This is a genomic window from Ureibacillus sp. FSL K6-2830 (assembly GCF_038004145.1).
Taxonomy (GTDB): domain Bacteria; phylum Bacillota; class Bacilli; order Bacillales_A; family Planococcaceae; genus Ureibacillus; species Ureibacillus thermosphaericus.
The window spans coordinates 2,003,314-2,018,059 of sequence record NZ_JBBOQR010000001.1; the positions used below are offsets into that span (position 1 = coordinate 2,003,314).

General features: G+C 37.6%; 15 protein-coding genes and 1 pseudogene. 15 read left to right on the forward strand and 1 reads right to left on the reverse strand.

Annotated elements, in window-relative coordinates; genetic code table 11:
* The 6 genes from gatB to cydS all read left to right on the forward strand — a co-directional run bounded on the left by gatB (position 1) and on the right by cydS (position 6,760).
* Positions 1-1,446, forward strand: coding sequence for an Asp-tRNA(Asn)/Glu-tRNA(Gln) amidotransferase subunit GatB (gene gatB, locus NSU17_RS09760; RefSeq protein WP_016838750.1), 1,446 nt, complete (start codon positions 1-3; stop codon positions 1,444-1,446).
* Positions 1,447-2,413: 967 nt separating this feature from the next.
* Positions 2,414-2,977 (forward strand): thioredoxin family protein, encoded by a 564-nt coding sequence (locus tag NSU17_RS09765; protein ID WP_340704900.1) that lies wholly within the window; start codon positions 2,414-2,416, stop codon positions 2,975-2,977.
* A gap of 142 nt (positions 2,978-3,119) precedes the next feature.
* Positions 3,120-4,034 carry a diacylglycerol kinase gene (locus tag NSU17_RS09770; RefSeq protein WP_340704901.1) on the forward strand — a complete coding sequence of 305 codons (915 nt, stop codon included), beginning with the start codon at positions 3,120-3,122 and terminating at the stop codon, positions 4,032-4,034.
* 226 nt (positions 4,035-4,260) lie between these two features.
* A complete protein-coding gene (locus NSU17_RS09775) occupies positions 4,261-5,610 on the forward strand; it encodes a cytochrome ubiquinol oxidase subunit I (protein ID WP_340704902.1) in 1,350 nt (449 codons plus the stop codon).
* Entirely contained in the window at positions 5,607-6,635 is a 1,029-nt protein-coding gene (locus tag NSU17_RS09780) for a cytochrome d ubiquinol oxidase subunit II (protein ID WP_340704903.1), read from the forward strand. Before NSU17_RS09775 ends, NSU17_RS09780 begins: the two co-directional genes overlap by 4 nt.
* A gap of 14 nt (positions 6,636-6,649) precedes the next feature.
* A complete protein-coding gene (gene cydS / locus NSU17_RS15950) occupies positions 6,650-6,760 on the forward strand; it encodes a cytochrome bd oxidase small subunit CydS (RefSeq protein ID WP_016838744.1) in 111 nt (36 codons plus the stop codon).
* A gap of 25 nt (positions 6,761-6,785) precedes the next feature.
* On the opposite strand, the pseudogene NSU17_RS09785 reads toward cydS, so the two are convergent.
* Positions 6,786-7,279 (reverse strand): annotated as a pseudogene (locus NSU17_RS09785) (HXXEE domain-containing protein).
* A gap of 160 nt (positions 7,280-7,439) precedes the next feature.
* On the opposite strand from NSU17_RS09785, the gene rlmD reads away from it, so the two are divergent.
* The 9 genes from rlmD to dcm all read left to right on the forward strand — a co-directional run bounded on the left by rlmD (position 7,440) and on the right by dcm (position 14,706).
* The gene (gene rlmD / locus NSU17_RS09790; RefSeq protein ID WP_340704904.1) at positions 7,440-8,807 is read left to right on the forward strand and encodes a 23S rRNA (uracil(1939)-C(5))-methyltransferase RlmD; all 1,368 of its coding nucleotides are present in this window, start codon (positions 7,440-7,442) and stop codon (positions 8,805-8,807) included.
* 317 nt (positions 8,808-9,124) lie between these two features.
* Positions 9,125-9,559, forward strand: a complete 435-nt coding sequence (locus NSU17_RS09795; protein WP_340704905.1) for a very short patch repair endonuclease — start codon at positions 9,125-9,127, stop codon at positions 9,557-9,559.
* Positions 9,560-9,746: 187 nt separating this feature from the next.
* Positions 9,747-9,935, forward strand: a complete 189-nt coding sequence (locus NSU17_RS09800; RefSeq protein ID WP_340704906.1) for a helix-turn-helix domain-containing protein — start codon at positions 9,747-9,749, stop codon at positions 9,933-9,935.
* Complete coding sequence (locus NSU17_RS09805; RefSeq protein ID WP_340704907.1) at positions 9,935-10,567, forward strand: DNA-3-methyladenine glycosylase family protein; 633 nt, start codon at positions 9,935-9,937, stop codon at positions 10,565-10,567. Before NSU17_RS09800 ends, NSU17_RS09805 begins: the two co-directional genes overlap by 1 nt.
* 19 nt (positions 10,568-10,586) lie before the next feature.
* A complete protein-coding gene (locus tag NSU17_RS09810) occupies positions 10,587-10,910 on the forward strand; it encodes a nucleotide pyrophosphohydrolase (RefSeq protein ID WP_340704908.1) in 324 nt (107 codons plus the stop codon).
* Between the two features lie 41 nt (positions 10,911-10,951).
* Positions 10,952-11,725, forward strand: a complete 774-nt coding sequence (locus NSU17_RS09815) for a hypothetical protein (protein WP_340704909.1) — start codon at positions 10,952-10,954, stop codon at positions 11,723-11,725.
* Positions 11,715-12,305, forward strand: coding sequence for a Bsp6I family type II restriction endonuclease (locus NSU17_RS09820; protein WP_340704910.1), 591 nt, complete (start codon positions 11,715-11,717; stop codon positions 12,303-12,305). Before NSU17_RS09815 ends, NSU17_RS09820 begins: the two co-directional genes overlap by 11 nt.
* Positions 12,302-13,384, forward strand: a complete 1,083-nt coding sequence (locus tag NSU17_RS09825; RefSeq protein WP_340704911.1) for a hypothetical protein — start codon at positions 12,302-12,304, stop codon at positions 13,382-13,384. Before NSU17_RS09820 ends, NSU17_RS09825 begins: the two co-directional genes overlap by 4 nt.
* Positions 13,385-13,494: 110 nt before the next feature.
* Entirely contained in the window at positions 13,495-14,706 is a 1,212-nt protein-coding gene (dcm, locus tag NSU17_RS09830) for a DNA (cytosine-5-)-methyltransferase (RefSeq protein ID WP_340704912.1), read from the forward strand.
* Positions 14,707-14,746: the final 40 nt, after the last annotated feature.

Below are 14,746 nucleotides of genomic sequence, written 5' to 3' on the forward strand. Positions count from 1 at the left end.
ATGAATTTTGAAACAGTTATTGGTTTAGAAGTACACGTTGAATTAAAAACAAATTCTAAAATTTTCTCTGCAGCACCTAACCAATTCGGTGCAGAGCCAAACGCAAATACAACAGTTTACGACCTTGCTTATCCAGGAGTACTTCCGGTTTTAAATAAAACTGTTGTTGAATATGCAATGAAAGCTGCTCTTGCATTAAACATGAAGATTAATCAGCATACAAAATTTGACCGTAAAAACTATTTCTATCCAGACAATCCGAGCGGCTATCAAATCTCTCAATATGATAAACCTATCGGCTATGATGGATGGATTGAAATCGAAGTACCTGCAAAAGATGGACAACCTGGATATACGAAGCGAATCGGTATTACACGACTTCATATGGAAGAAGATGCTGGTAAATTATTACACGGAGATGGCTACTCACTTGTTGACTTTAACCGTAAAGGAACGCCACTCTTAGAAATCGTTTCTGAACCAGATATACGTACTCCAGAAGAAGCGTATTTATACCTTGAAAAATTAAAGTCCATTATCCAATATACAGGCGTTTCTGATGTGAAAATGGAAGAAGGTTCATTGCGTTGTGACGCAAATATTTCCATTCGACCATACGGACAAAAAGAATTCGGTACAAAAACAGAATTGAAAAACTTAAACTCTTTCAACTTTGTTCGTAAAGGGCTTGAATACGAAGAAAAACGCCAAGCAGAAGTTTTAATGAGCGGTGGGGTAATCAAGCAAGAAACACGCCGTTTCGATGAAAAAACAGGAAAAACTATCTTAATGCGTGTAAAAGAAGCTGCTGAGGATTATCGTTACTTCCCAGAGCCAGACTTAGTTCATCTTGAAATTGATGATGAATGGTTAGAGCGCGTGAAAGCTTCCATCCCTGAGCTTCCAGATGCTCGTAAAAAACGTTACATTGAACAGCTTGGTTTAACAGAGTACGATGCAAATGTACTAGTAGTAAATAAAACGATTTCAGACTTCTTCGATGAAATGGTTAAACTCGGTGCAGATGCAAAACTTTCTGCTAACTGGCTAATGGGTGACGTTTCCGCTTACTTAAACGCAGAACAAATTGAAATTACAGAAACAAAATTAACGCCTGAAAACTTGGCTGGATTAGTAAAACTTATTTCTGATGGTACAATTTCTTCCAAAATTGCGAAGAAAGTATTTAATGAGTTAGTGAAAAACGGTGGAGATGCTGAAAAAATCGTGAAGGAAAAAGGTATGGTTCAAATTTCTGATCCAAACGTACTTCTTCCGATTATTATTGAAGTGCTTGACAATAACCCACAATCTATCGAAGACTTTAAAAATGGTAAAGATCGTGCTATTGGCTTCTTAGTAGGTCAAATTATGAAAGCAACAAAAGGACAAGCAAACCCACCAATGGTTAATAAAATATTACTTGAAGAAATTAATAAACGATAAATAATATGTGCCGCATAAGCTTCTTTGGCTTATGCGGATTTTTATATTAGTGGTTACAGCATGAATGAGGTGCTTGTGCAAAAGGGTGTCTAGTTGTGAAAATAGGGTTTCCATTTGTGTGGATGGGATGTAAACTTGTGCAGATATGATTTCTACATGTACATAGGAGTGCTGCTTGTGTGTATAGAGAATGAACATGTGCGGATAGGAGCATCACTTGTGCGGATAAAGTGTCATTCGTGCGGATAGAAGTGCTGCTTGTGTGTATAGAGAATTTAACATGTGCTGATAAGGTGTTCATTTGTGAGATAGATTTCAACATGAGCTGATAGGGTGTCCACTTGTGCATATGGAGAATCAACATGTGTAGATAAAGTGTCATTTGTGCGGATAGGAGCGTCTCTTGTGTGTATAGAGAATCAACATGTGCGGATAGAAGTGCTGCTTGTGTGTATAGAGAATGAACATGTGCGGATAGGAGTATGAGCAGTATCACTTGTGCGGATAAAGTGTCATTCGTGCGGATAGGAGTGCTGCTTGTGTGTATAGAGAATCAACATGTGCGGATAGGAGCATCACTTGTGTGGATAAAGTTTCATTCGTGCGGATAGGAGTACTGCTTGTGTGTATAGAGAATGACCATGTGCGGATAGGAGCATCACTTGTGCGGATAAAGTGTCATTCGTGCGGATAGGAGTGCTGCTTGTGTGTATAGAGAATGACCATGTGCGGATAGGAGTATCACTTGTGCGGATAAAGTGTCATTCGTGCGGATAGGAGTACTGCTTGTGTGTATAGAGAATGACCATGTGCGGATAGGAGCATGAGCAAATCAACATGTGCGGAAGGGGTGTGCAAAAGTCATAGCACTTCATTTTTTGCAGATGCAACATCCCTTTATATAATCAAAAACATTGTAATTCTAAACTTTTCCATGCAATATAGTAACAAAAGGGAGGTTGATGACATGAAAACAGAACAACAATATTTCGAACAGGGGATTTCCATGGCAGAATACATGGAGCAAATGAAAACGAATTTAAAAGAGGGAAGTTTTGAAATATATCACAACTTCAACATTGATGAAAATGACGAACTGATCCCGCTGCTTAAAGAAAAAAAGCCACATATTTTAACTATTACGGAAGATTGGTGTGGAGATGCCATGCTCAATAATCCCATCATGCGTAAAATTGCTGAAGCAGCCGGGTTGGACATTCGATGTGTATTCCGAGACGAAGATACAGACTTAATTGACCGCTATTTAACAAACGGAGGAAGAGCGATTCCCATTTATTTATTCCTAAATGAAGAAGGACAAGTCATAGGAAAATGGGGACCTAGAGCTCCAGAGCTGCAACAATTAGTAGTGGAAGAAAGAGCAAAATTGCCGACTAAAGATGACCCAACATTTGAAGAAAAACAAAAAGAGTTGTATACTACTTTGAAGGAGAAATTTGTAAAAGATCCACAATGTGCAAAGTGGGTATATGAAGATATGAAAAAATTTATAATGGAAATGTTATCTTGATTTCAAACCAAAGTTTGTTAAACTTAAAAAATTCCCTTTCGTTGGATTGGAAATTTTCTCTTGTTAGTTTCATTCATCATAAGGAACATTCAAAGATACATAAACGTTTTTAATTTAAAAAAATAAATAGGATGGCGAAAACATGAAAAGAGCGAGAATTATTTATAATCCAACATCAGGTAGAGAAACTTTTAAAAAGCACTTGCCTGAAGTGCTAGAAAAGCTGGAGATTGCTGGGTATGAAACATCTTGCCATGCAACAACTGGCGCAGGTGATGCAAAAGCTGCTGCAGAAAAAGCCGTTGAACGTGGATTTGATATAGTTGTTGCTGCTGGTGGAGATGGGACATTAAACGAAGTCGTTTCGGGAATCAGCTCTTTTGAAAAACGTCCAAAGCTCGGTGTCATTCCAATGGGAACAACAAATGATTTTGCTCGTGCTCTACATATTCCTAGGAAAATTGAAGATGCTCTTGATGTGATTGTAAAAGGCGATACAATCCCAGTCGACGTTGGATTATTAAATGAGGAGCGCTATTTTATCAATATAGCAGCTGGTGGACGCATCACAGAGTTAACCTATGATGTACCAATAAAAATGAAAACGGTTTTAGGGCAATTAGCATATTACATTAAAGGAATTGAAATGCTTCCTTCCATCAAAGCAACCAATATGCGATTTGAAATGGACGGAGAAGTGTATGAAGGCGAAGTGATGGCCTTTTTATGTGCACTCACGAACTCAGTCGGTGGGTTTGAAAAAATTGCTCCAGATTCAAGTATTAACGATGGCAAATTTACGATGATGATTTTAAAAAAATGTAGTTTAGCTGATTTCATTAAAGTCCTTACGCTAGCACTTCGAGGAGAACATTTAAGTGATCCACATGTAATTTATCGTAAGGCAAATGTCGTGAAAGTATCATCGGATGAGGACGTGTTGATTAATTTAGATGGGGAATTAGGTGGAAAAGCGCCAGTAACATTTAAAAATCTAAAAAGACATATTGAAGTTTTTGTACCAATTGATGATATTCGCGAACAAGATCGCGTTTAGTTTGACTCGAAAAAATGTGCTAAGAGTCCTTACACCTATGCAAATGTTGTTATACAAGCATTTGCATAGGTTTTTTTTATTTACACAAAATAACTGGAGATGAAAGGAGTTTATATGAAATGTATAAAAAGCAAGAAAAATGGTTGGTGTATTTAACCTTTGGAGTGGCTATCATTATGTTTCTTTCGATGATCGGAAGGATTTTCGGTAGTTAGGAGGATAACTTTTGATGAACGAGTCCGCTGTATTTTGGAGTCGAATGTTAACGGAATTAACATTATCCTTTCACATTATTTATGCAACCATTGGAGTCGGCGTTCCGCTTATGATTATGATTGCTCAATGGGTAGGGATGAAAAATAATGATGAGCATTATATTTTGCTTGCAAGGCGTATTACACGAGGGTTTGTCATTACGGTTGCAGTTGGCGTCGTGACAGGGACGGCAATTGGGTTGCAACTATCACTGTTATGGCCGAACTTTATGCGATTGGCTGGACAAGTGATTGCATTACCGTTGTTTATGGAGACTTTCGCCTTTTTCTTTGAAGCTATTTTTTTAGGAATTTATCTATATACGTGGGATCGATTTGATAATCAAACAAAACATATGCTTCTCCTTATCCCTGTGGCGATTGGTGCATCGATGTCTGCCGTATTTATCACCGTTGTGAATTCTTTTATGAATACGCCACAAGGATTTGAATTGGTAAATGGGGAGCTAGTGAATATTCAACCGCTTATTGCGATGTTTAACCCATCAATGCCAACAAAAGTAGCTCATGTATTAGCTTCTGCCTATATGACATCTGCTTTCTTACTAGCATCCATTGCCGCTTTTCGTCTACTTAAAGGTTCAAACCACATCTATTATAAAAAATCGTTGTTTTTGATGATGAAGTTGGGACTAATCTTTTCGATTGCTACGGCGGTGATTGGGGACTTTTCAGGAAAGTTTTTAGCAGAATATCAACCTGAAAAATTGGCTGCTGCAGAGTGGCATTTTGAAACAGAAGAAGCAGCATCACTTATATTGTTAGGATTTATGGATCAAGAGGAAAATATAAAGCTTGCCATTCGAATTCCTTACGCTTTAAGCATATTAGCTCATGGAAATCCAATGGCAGAAGTGATTGGTCTAAATGAATTTCCTGAAGATGAAATTCCTCCGCTTTATATCCACTATTTGTTTAATATTATGGTATTTATTGGAATGTTTATGACGTTAGTTTCAATACTTTATGTTGCTGGTGTATGGAGAGGATGGCAATTCATTAAAAAGGTATGGTTCAGATGGTTGACCGTTTTAGGAGGGCCATTATCCATTATTGCGATAGAAACTGGTTGGTGGCTTGCAGAAGTAGGAAGACAGCCATGGATTTTGCGAGGATATATGCGAACTGCACAAGGAGCTACAACGAGTGAACATGTGGATATGATGTTTATTTTATTCTGTATTTTGTACATCGTTTTAGGAATTGGGAGCATTGTCGTATTAAGTAGAATGTACCGTGCTAATCCAATTGAACAGGAGATCCAAGACCGAATGGCAGAAGTGGAAGGGGGCGTACGATGAATCTAGAAGTGTTAGGAATTATTGTGTTATGGATTTTCCTTTTCGGGTACGTCATTGTCGCTTCAATCGATTTTGGAGCAGGATTTTTTAACGCTTATAGTTTATTAACGAACAAATCACATATTTTATCGAATATTATTCAACGATATTTATCCCCTGTATGGGAAGTGACGAATGTTTTTTTAGTATTTTTCTTTGTCGGCATAGTTGGTTTTTTTCCGCAAACTGCCTTCTATTACGGAACGGTATTGCTCGTACCTGTAAGCATTGCAATCATTTTATTAGCGGTACGAGGTTCATATTATGCCTTTGAATCGTACGGATCAAGAGGCCATAAAGGATATGCAGTTGCTTATGGGGTATCAGGCTTACTCATTCCTTCATCCCTTTCTGTTGTGTTGACGATTTCAGAAGGTGGATTTGTTGATATAATTGATGACCGCCCTCAGTTGGATTTTTGGGCTCTGTTTACAAGCCCCTTAACTTGGAGCATCGTTCTTTTAAGTATTGCCAGTGTGTTATATATATCTGCCGTGTTTTTAACATGGTATGCATGGAAAGCGCAAGATTGGGAAGCTCATGAATTAATGAGAAAGTATGCGCTCATTTGGGCAGGACCGTTAATTTTTATGGCCGTTGCAATCATCATACAAATGCAACAGCATAACCCGGACCGATTTCGAAATATGATTTCCATTTGGCCGATGTTTGGCATCTCTGGGATGTTATTTTTGATGACGGTTTGGCTGATTTGGAAGAAACGGGGGCTAGGGCTTTCAGTTGGGTTGTTGATTCTTCAATTCTTATTTGCTTTTTTTGCATACGGTATTTCCCATTATCCATATTTACTCTATCCGTATTTAACAATCTATGAAGGGTTTACGAATCAAGAAATGGCCATTTCTCTTGTGATTGCCTTTATTGCGGGACTATGTTTGCTTATTCCGTCACTCTATTTACTGTTTCGATTGTTTTTATTTAATAAAGAATACCTTACTGGGAATCAAAAGGATTTTCATGCCTAATAGGAGGGGTTGCCATGAATGAATTCATGATATTTGTAGCGCCGTTTTTGACGGTTCTACTTTCTCTTGTGATTGCCTTTTTCACAGCGCCACTAGATAAAGGGGTTAGGGAAGAAGAAAAATAAACTCTCGCGCAGCTGCGAGAGTATTTTATTTTTGTTCACGGGAAGAAGCGATTCTTCCTCCCACTTTAAATAATAACGGAATCAGGGCGAGTAGAAGGCTTCCAACCGCAATAGTTGATATGATTAGCTCTTTCCAGGTAATATAATGGTTTTGGAACATTTGATCGATGATGAATAAATTGAATGGAATGTTTAGGAATAAACCAGTGATAAGCCTGGGTGCATACTGTTTCATCAAAATCGTTGCAATCAGGTGCGGAAAAATCGCATTCACGATTATGGAACCTAAAAATCCGATGAAAAACCATTTTGCCAATTCTGATGCCTGATTATAGAAAAATAAAGTGCGGATAAATAAGCCAGCATAGTAATGACAGTCACGGCAAAACGAAATTCACCCGGGGTAACGGGTTTATGAAACATCGAAGCTTGTTGTGACCATTCCGGCAACCAAATGGCTTCCTCGATATTATGAAGGGTAATGGCAATGCAAAACAATGCGACAAGATAAAAGTCCATCTTCATCCACCCAATACATAGTGATACTTCAATTTTACAAGCGGTTCGGAAAAAATGAAATTTCAATATATCCTTATTCTATTTTGAGGTAGAATAATATTTGTTTGATTTTAATAAAAACTCCGTGCGACAAAGAAAAACGAAATGGAGGACGGAATGTATGACAGCACCCGTAAAGAAAAATGATCGAGTAACGGTTTACATAGAAGATTTGACCCATGATGGCCTGGGCGTGGGGAAGGTGGATGGGTATCCGTTATTTATCCATGGAGCGTTGCCTCAAGAAACGGCGGAAGTGCATGTATTGAAAACACTAAAAAGCTATGGCTTTGCGAAAATTGTAGAATTGAAAGAACCTTCACCTGACAGGGTAGACGCGTCTTGCATTTACTTTGAAAAGTGCGGTGGATGCCAATTGCAACATTTATCTTATGAAGCCCAGTTGCAATGGAAAGAAAACATGGTTCGCAATGTCATGAAACGCATTGGAAAAATTGATGCACCAGTACGACCAATCAAAGGAATGGAACATCCATGGAATTACCGCAACAAATCGCAAATTCCTTTTGCTATGAGTGAAACAGGTCCAATTGCAGGTTTCTATAAAGCGAGAACCCATCAAATCGTTGATATGGAGCGCTGCCTCATTCAAATGAGTGAAGCGGATATCATCATGGCCAATTTGAAAAAAGAGTTGGAAAAGATCGGGATAGAGCCTTACAACGAAACGTCTCATCAAGGAATGCTCCGCCATGTGATTGTGCGGACAGGAAGAGCCACTGGCGAAGTGATGGTGGTGCTCGTTACAAAAAAACGCAAATTTCCTCAGAAGGATGCGGCGGTAGAAGTGATTCGAAAACTCATTCCGCATGTTACATCCATTGTACAAAACGTGAACAGTGAAAAAACGAATGTCATTTTAGGAAAAGAAACGATTGTGCTGTGGGGTCAGGAAACGATTGAAGATACCATCGACGACATCCGGTTTGAAATCTCTGCCCGCTCCTTTTACCAAGTAAACCCGGTGCAAACGGAAGTATTATACAACCAAGCCTTGCAATATGCGGCGCTAACGGGGGAAGAAACGGTCATCGACGCCTATTGCGGCATTGGAACGATTTCCTTATTTCTAGCGAAAAAAGCGAAACAAGTGATGGGAGTTGAAATCGTCGAGGAAGCCATTGAGGACGCAAAACGCAATGCAGAGCTGAACGGTTTTACAAACACTTACTTTGAATCTGGACCTGCGGAAGAAGTAATTCCTCGTTGGTATCAGGAAGGAAAACGCGCGGATGTGCTCGTTGTCGACCCGCCGCGCAAAGGCTGCGACCAGGCATTGCTCAACACGATTATCGAATACAAACCAAAACGGGTAGTCTATGTATCCTGCAACCCTTCCACTCTTGCGCGGGACTTGCGTATTTTGGAAGACGGGGGATACAGAACGGTGGAGATTACACCGGTGGACATGTTCCCGCAGACGACACATGTTGAGTGCGTGGTATTGATGTCAAGGGTAGAGAAATAGAAGTATTCAAAACACTGATAAATAAAGGGTTTTCTGGCATCGAGATTTTCTCATGGTCGCTTTTAAGGAGATGACAGTGCCAGGAACGCCTTAATTTTAATATTTGGGGGAACATATCAACTAGCCTAAAAATGATAGGGTTGAGTTGACAGATTAGATTTTTTGCTAGGGTTGTGAAGACAGGATAGATGTTTATATATCCATAGGTCGTGGAAGGATTTTATATTCAATGCAACAAGTGTTATAGTAGTATAAATCAAAAGATTCAGTGGGATCTAAAAGCACCAAGCGGAGAGTGAGTAGTAGGTGAGGCGAAAATGGCTGATTGTTTTTCAAAACAAAAAAGACGCGAGGTTATGTCTAAGATAAAAAGCAAAGATACACAAATTGAAATTAAAGTTCGCCACTGGCTTTATCATCGCGGAATAAGATATAGAAAAAACTGCAACACGATAGTTGGCAAACCAGATATTGCTATACAAAAATATAAAATAGCGATATTTGTTCATGGTTGTTTTTGGCATGGACATGACAATTGCAAATATTATCGCCTGCCCAAATCAAATCTCGAATACTGGAAAGAAAAGCTAGAGAAAAATAAAAAAAGAGATAAGACTAACACGGAAAAGCTAGAACAAATGGGATGGAATGTATTTGTTGTTTGGGAGTGTCAGGTTAAATCTGATTTTGAGGCAACTATGATGGGCTTGTTGAAAGAAATCGATAAAATAAAAAGCATGAAAGAAAATTAAACTCAACTACCAATCCATATAAAGAGACAGCAAATGCTGTCTTTTTTTAATAACAGATTTTTAATAAAAAGTAATACTTATTCATCTTAAATCAATTTGCTTCATCTTAAACCATCTCATTTCATATTAAATCATAGACGAATGTAGTCCGGTGTGATAAAATGTAAATTATTATGGAGGTGTAGTTATGACTGAAAACATAAATGAAAAGTGGTCTTCTCTAGAAGAGATTGCAAATCATCTTGGTGTCAGCAAGGACACAATTTATTTATGGATATCGAATAAAAATCTTCCCGCTCACAAAATCGGGCGACTTTGGAAATTCAAGAAGAGCGAGGTTGATGAATGGGTGCGAAGAGGCGACGGGGATAAGTGATGCGAAAAGTATTTAGAACGGAGCCAGATATTAATAATGAATTGATTTTGTTGGATCCTGTATTAAAAAAGATTATTAATGCTTGTGGACCATTAGAAGTAGAGCTATCTACCGATTATTTCTCTTTTCTTTCTAGGTCAATTATAGGCCAACAGTTATCAAATAAAGTAGCATTTGTTATTTGGAATAGGTTGCTTTCATTGATGGACGGGGAACCAAGCCCTCAAAAATTGATTTCTTTAGAGGACGAGAAGCTTAGAGAAATTGGTGTATCTTATTCTAAAATTGGCTATTTGAAAAATTTGTCGAGCGCAGTGTTAAATAATGAAATTTGCTTAGACAATTTAGAGGGCATTGAAAATGAAGAGATAGTGAAAAATCTCACAAAAGTTAAGGGAATCGGGCAATGGACTGCTGAGATGTTTTTAATATTCTGCCTGGGAAGGCGTGATGTATTCTCTCTTGGAGATGGAGGATTGCAAAGATCAATTAAATGGCTGTATCGGTTAGATGAAGTACCAAAAAGAAAGCAATTAATGCAAATAAGTGAAAAATGGAAACCTTATAGAACTTTTGCATCATTATATCTGTGGGAGGCAATAAACAAAAATTTGATAAACAGAAACTTTTAGCGGTGGGGGATTTACAACTATGAAAAGTAGAGAAAATACAACTCAACTTCAGGAACTGGTAAGGAAATTTGTAGAAGATAGAAAATGGGAATCTGACCATAATCCTAAAAATCTATCGATGAGTATCGCTATTGAGTCTGCAGAGCTTATGGAGATATTCCAATGGATGTCGATTGAAGAATCAATGAGAATAACTGACACGCATGTGAAAGAGCATATAGCGGAAGAACTGGCTGATGTACTAATATATTGTTTTTCGCTTTCAAACCAATTTGGTTTCGATGTTGCTGAGATAGTTAAAGAGAAAATGCAAAAGAATGCGATAAAATATCCAGTGAAATAACAGCCAGACACTTTCAGTAGCTTTAAAAAGAGGTGATAAAGATGGCTCTTAATAAATTAGAGTTGCGATATGATGGTGTATACATTAACCAAAAGAAAGAATTTAACCCATTAGGAACGTTTAAAGAACAAACAATAAGGAAAACCCTCGATTTTGCATATGAAATGAGCTTTGGTGATGGCGGCGAACATAGAAATCATAGAAGCGGTGGAACTCATGTAAGAAAGAACGGAGAAATATTTGCAAACACGTTCCAAGGAAAGCTATCAGAATTTGCTGTATACAACCAGCTGTACAAGGATTTTGTACTAGAAAAACCAGATTTATCTACATATGGACTGGGTAAATGGGATGATTGGGATTTTGTTATTAATGGAATGAAAGCATCGATTAAATCTACAAAAAGCTTTGGAAACCTATTGTTATTAGAGACTAAAGACTGGAATGATTCAGCGGAGTATATTCCAAATTTAGAAAAAGGAACAGCTTCATACGACATCTTTATTTTAGTGAGAATTGAGCCCTACTGTGAAGATTTATTAAAGAAAATCAGGGCTTTGTATTCGCAAACTCAGAGTAAAAGGAGCCTAGAGTCTTTAATTTTGTCAGAAAAGTGGAAATACGATATACCTGGTTTTGTAACAAGGGAGGAAGTAAAGTACGCAATATCAAACAAGCATATAATCCAACAAGGTCAAATGCTTAATGGCAAGACAAGGATGGACGCGGACAACTATTATATACAATCTGGAGATATGCTTCCGATAAAAGATATTAAAAAGGTGTTAAAACAGGAGGGGGAAAATGGAGAATAAGAGAGTTACACTTGAGTTGCCAGAAGGCAATTTCATAACAACCGTTAGTCAGTTTACTAATGAGGATGCTAGTAGTCTTAAGACAATATATGAGAGTTGGCGCACACTATGTGGAACCCTTGCTGCAATGAATGCAAGAGCGGTTAACTTACCGGAAGGACTGTCTGAGATCGCCTTCTCTATAGCCAAAGGGGTATGGAGATGTACAAATAGTATACCTGGAGCAAATTCATCTTTTGACTGTTACGACCCAAATGGCGGTAGAGGAAATAATCGCATTCAGGTTAAAGCTTGCAGCGTTTTGCCGGATTTAACTTCGTTTGGCCCAAATTCGCAGTGGGATAGAATTTATTTTGTAGATTTTTATCGTGAAGGCAATTGGGACGGAACATTTGATATTTACGAGCTAGACACAAATGACATAAAAAATTACCCGGTCAATGCCACTCAAACCCTTTCAGATCAACAAGCGCAAGGCCGTAGACCCAGGTTCAGCATATATAGCGGATTGATTCTGCATAACCGGTACATATCAAAAGAAACCTATCAGATAACAGAAAGGGGGATTATACAGCTGTGAAAACTATACCCGTAACTAAAAGGGACATACTTCCCCTAATATACTTTATTGTTTCGATGTTTCAACAAGAAAACAATCATCGTCAGGGAACAAGCTCTAAAAGTGATATGCTCGGAGGATATATTGACAGATGGATAAATAAAATACCGGAAAACCTTCTGTTCAATAATTTACTACTTAAAGACAAAAATTATAAAGTTATTAATGACTATTTTATTTACGGCGCAAAGTCTGATAAAAATGCTCCAGATATATTAGGCTTAAAGGCAAATGGCAATATACTCAAGTTTGCTGAGTTTTTCGACAACACATGGGTGCCAGTTGAGGGAATGCCATATATTGAAGTAAAGAGTTTCAGGAAAAATCAAAAGCTTGTTTCTGTACGTGAAACGCAACTTAAGGATGACAATTATTATGTTTTCGTTGAATCAGACTTTAAGCCGGATTATTTAATTAGCATGTTTGATGATTCCTTTTTTGATAAAGGCATCTTAGATTCAATTCGTATGAGCGAGCAATTTATAAAGAGCAATAACAGTGGTATTATTACACAAACACAGCCAGTGTCTCCGTTTGAATGTGGTGAAATCGGAAGCATTGGAATTATAACTGTAATAAAAGGCGATGATTTCAGAAAAAGAACAACGAGATGCGTGGAAAAAGAAAATGTCTATTATGTAAAGGAAATTACCATTAGAGAAAGAGTAACCGGCTCTAATGCAGATAAAAGATTTGATGAGATGTTCGAATATAATAGCACGAAAGGGGCATATGAGCTTTCTTGGAATAACAAGCAATTAATTCCTGTTGTTTGTGACAATCCGGAGAATATTAGGATAAAGAAGATTAACAAAAAAAGCTTAATTATTGAGACGGCAGGACCTTGTTCAATATATGACGAACAGTTAGAGGCAAATAGATATTATAGTATTGAAATTGCTGAATTTGAACGTTCATCAGGCTGGATTGAGTATGTCGGGTTGAAAAACCAGTATGCGGGCGATGTTGACCGTACTGAGGAACTGCTCGCTTTGCTAGATTATTTATACACGAAGTTTTTAAAGATAGAAGCAAATTAATGTTTGCAGATAACACGTAAATGACTATGAAAAGCAATAATGAGTTGATAAATTTCAGCTTTCATGGTAAATTACATCACTAATATTAATCATAAGGAGAGATTGCTGAAATGGATAGAATATACAAGGTTGGAAGTTTGTTTGCAGGGATTGGTGGAATATGTTTAGGGTTTCAGCAGGCAAAGCTTGATGGCATTGCTGGATATGAACTTGAATGGGCAAATGAAATAGATGAGTATGCTTGCGAAACTTATCGAACAAACTTTTCCCATAAACTGATTGAAGGCGATATAAATAAAGTCCTAAATCCAGAACTTGCAGAAGAGGGCGAGGCACGAAACAAAGAATACTATCAGCTTATGAAACAAGAAATATTAAAAAGTAAAATTGATGTGCTAACAGGAGGATTTCCGTGTCAGGCTTTTAGCATAGCTGGAGAGAGGAGGGGTTTTGATGACGAAAGAGGGAACCTTTTTTGGAGCATCATTAACCTTGTCGAGCAACTTGATAAAATTCATGGCATGCCGAGAATCTTATTTTTAGAGAATGTCAAGAATCTAAAGAGTCACGATGGGGGCAGGACTTATAAAGTTATAAAAAGTGAAATTGAAAAGCTTGGGTACATAGTAAAAGAGCATATTATAAATACAATGGACTATTCATACTTGCCACAAAACAGAGAAAGAATTTATATAATTTGTTTTTTAAACAAGGAAGATGCCGACAAATTTACTATGTTTGAAGATATGGAGAAATTCAAACTTAAGCAGAATGCTCAAGATAGAAAAAATGAAATTAAGAAAATTATCGATTATACTAAAAAAGCTGATGATAAATACTACTATACAAAAGAAAAATATCCTCACTACTTTCTTTCAGTTGAGGAATACGAAAGCATACCCGAGCAGGATAGGAAAAGTGTTAGAGTCAACTTGGACGAGCAAATAGATGAAATGTACCAGTTTTATCAAGTTAGAAGAGGGATGTATGTAAGGAAGAACAAAAGCGATGTTTGTCCTACTTTGACTGCAAATATGGGGACTGGAGGGCACAATGTCCCTTTAATAAGAGATAATTGGGGGATTAGAAAGCTAACTCCTGCTGAAACATTGAGGTTACAAGGTTTTCCAGTAGGAAAGGGGTTTAAGATTCCAGAAAGATACAAAGGAAGGGCTTTTGCAGATAGTTATTTATATAAGCAAGCGGGCAATGCGGTATCTGTACCAGTAATCAAGTTGCTGGCAACAGAGTTGCTAAAGGTTCTGATTGAAAACGACAAAATAGGTATTGTTGAAAAGACTCCATGCTCTAATTTTCTATAGAAACAGAGATGATAGTGAAGTTTTAATTTATCCTTGGGAT

What these genes read in the sequence shown, in the direction of transcription:
- gatB (WP_016838750.1), top strand. Translation starts at nt 1, where the DNA reads ATGAATTTTGAAACAGTTATTGGTTTAGAAGTACACGTTGAATTAAAA.
- NSU17_RS09765 (WP_340704900.1), top strand. Translation starts at nt 2,414, where the DNA reads ATGAAAACAGAACAACAATATTTCGAACAGGGGATTTCCATGGCAGAA.
- NSU17_RS09770 (WP_340704901.1), top strand. Translation starts at nt 3,120, where the DNA reads ATGAAAAGAGCGAGAATTATTTATAATCCAACATCAGGTAGAGAAACT.
- NSU17_RS09780 (WP_340704903.1), top strand. Translation starts at nt 5,607, where the DNA reads ATGAATCTAGAAGTGTTAGGAATTATTGTGTTATGGATTTTCCTTTTC.
- cydS (WP_016838744.1), top strand. Translation starts at nt 6,650, where the DNA reads ATGAATGAATTCATGATATTTGTAGCGCCGTTTTTGACGGTTCTACTT.
- rlmD (WP_340704904.1), top strand. Translation starts at nt 7,440, where the DNA reads ATGACAGCACCCGTAAAGAAAAATGATCGAGTAACGGTTTACATAGAA.
- NSU17_RS09795 (WP_340704905.1), top strand. Translation starts at nt 9,125, where the DNA reads ATGGCTGATTGTTTTTCAAAACAAAAAAGACGCGAGGTTATGTCTAAG.
- NSU17_RS09800 (WP_340704906.1), top strand. Translation starts at nt 9,747, where the DNA reads ATGACTGAAAACATAAATGAAAAGTGGTCTTCTCTAGAAGAGATTGCA.
- NSU17_RS09805 (WP_340704907.1), top strand. Translation starts at nt 9,935, where the DNA reads ATGCGAAAAGTATTTAGAACGGAGCCAGATATTAATAATGAATTGATT.
- NSU17_RS09810 (WP_340704908.1), top strand. Translation starts at nt 10,587, where the DNA reads ATGAAAAGTAGAGAAAATACAACTCAACTTCAGGAACTGGTAAGGAAA.
- NSU17_RS09815 (WP_340704909.1), top strand. Translation starts at nt 10,952, where the DNA reads ATGGCTCTTAATAAATTAGAGTTGCGATATGATGGTGTATACATTAAC.
- NSU17_RS09820 (WP_340704910.1), top strand. Translation starts at nt 11,715, where the DNA reads ATGGAGAATAAGAGAGTTACACTTGAGTTGCCAGAAGGCAATTTCATA.
- dcm (WP_340704912.1), top strand. Translation starts at nt 13,495, where the DNA reads ATGGATAGAATATACAAGGTTGGAAGTTTGTTTGCAGGGATTGGTGGA.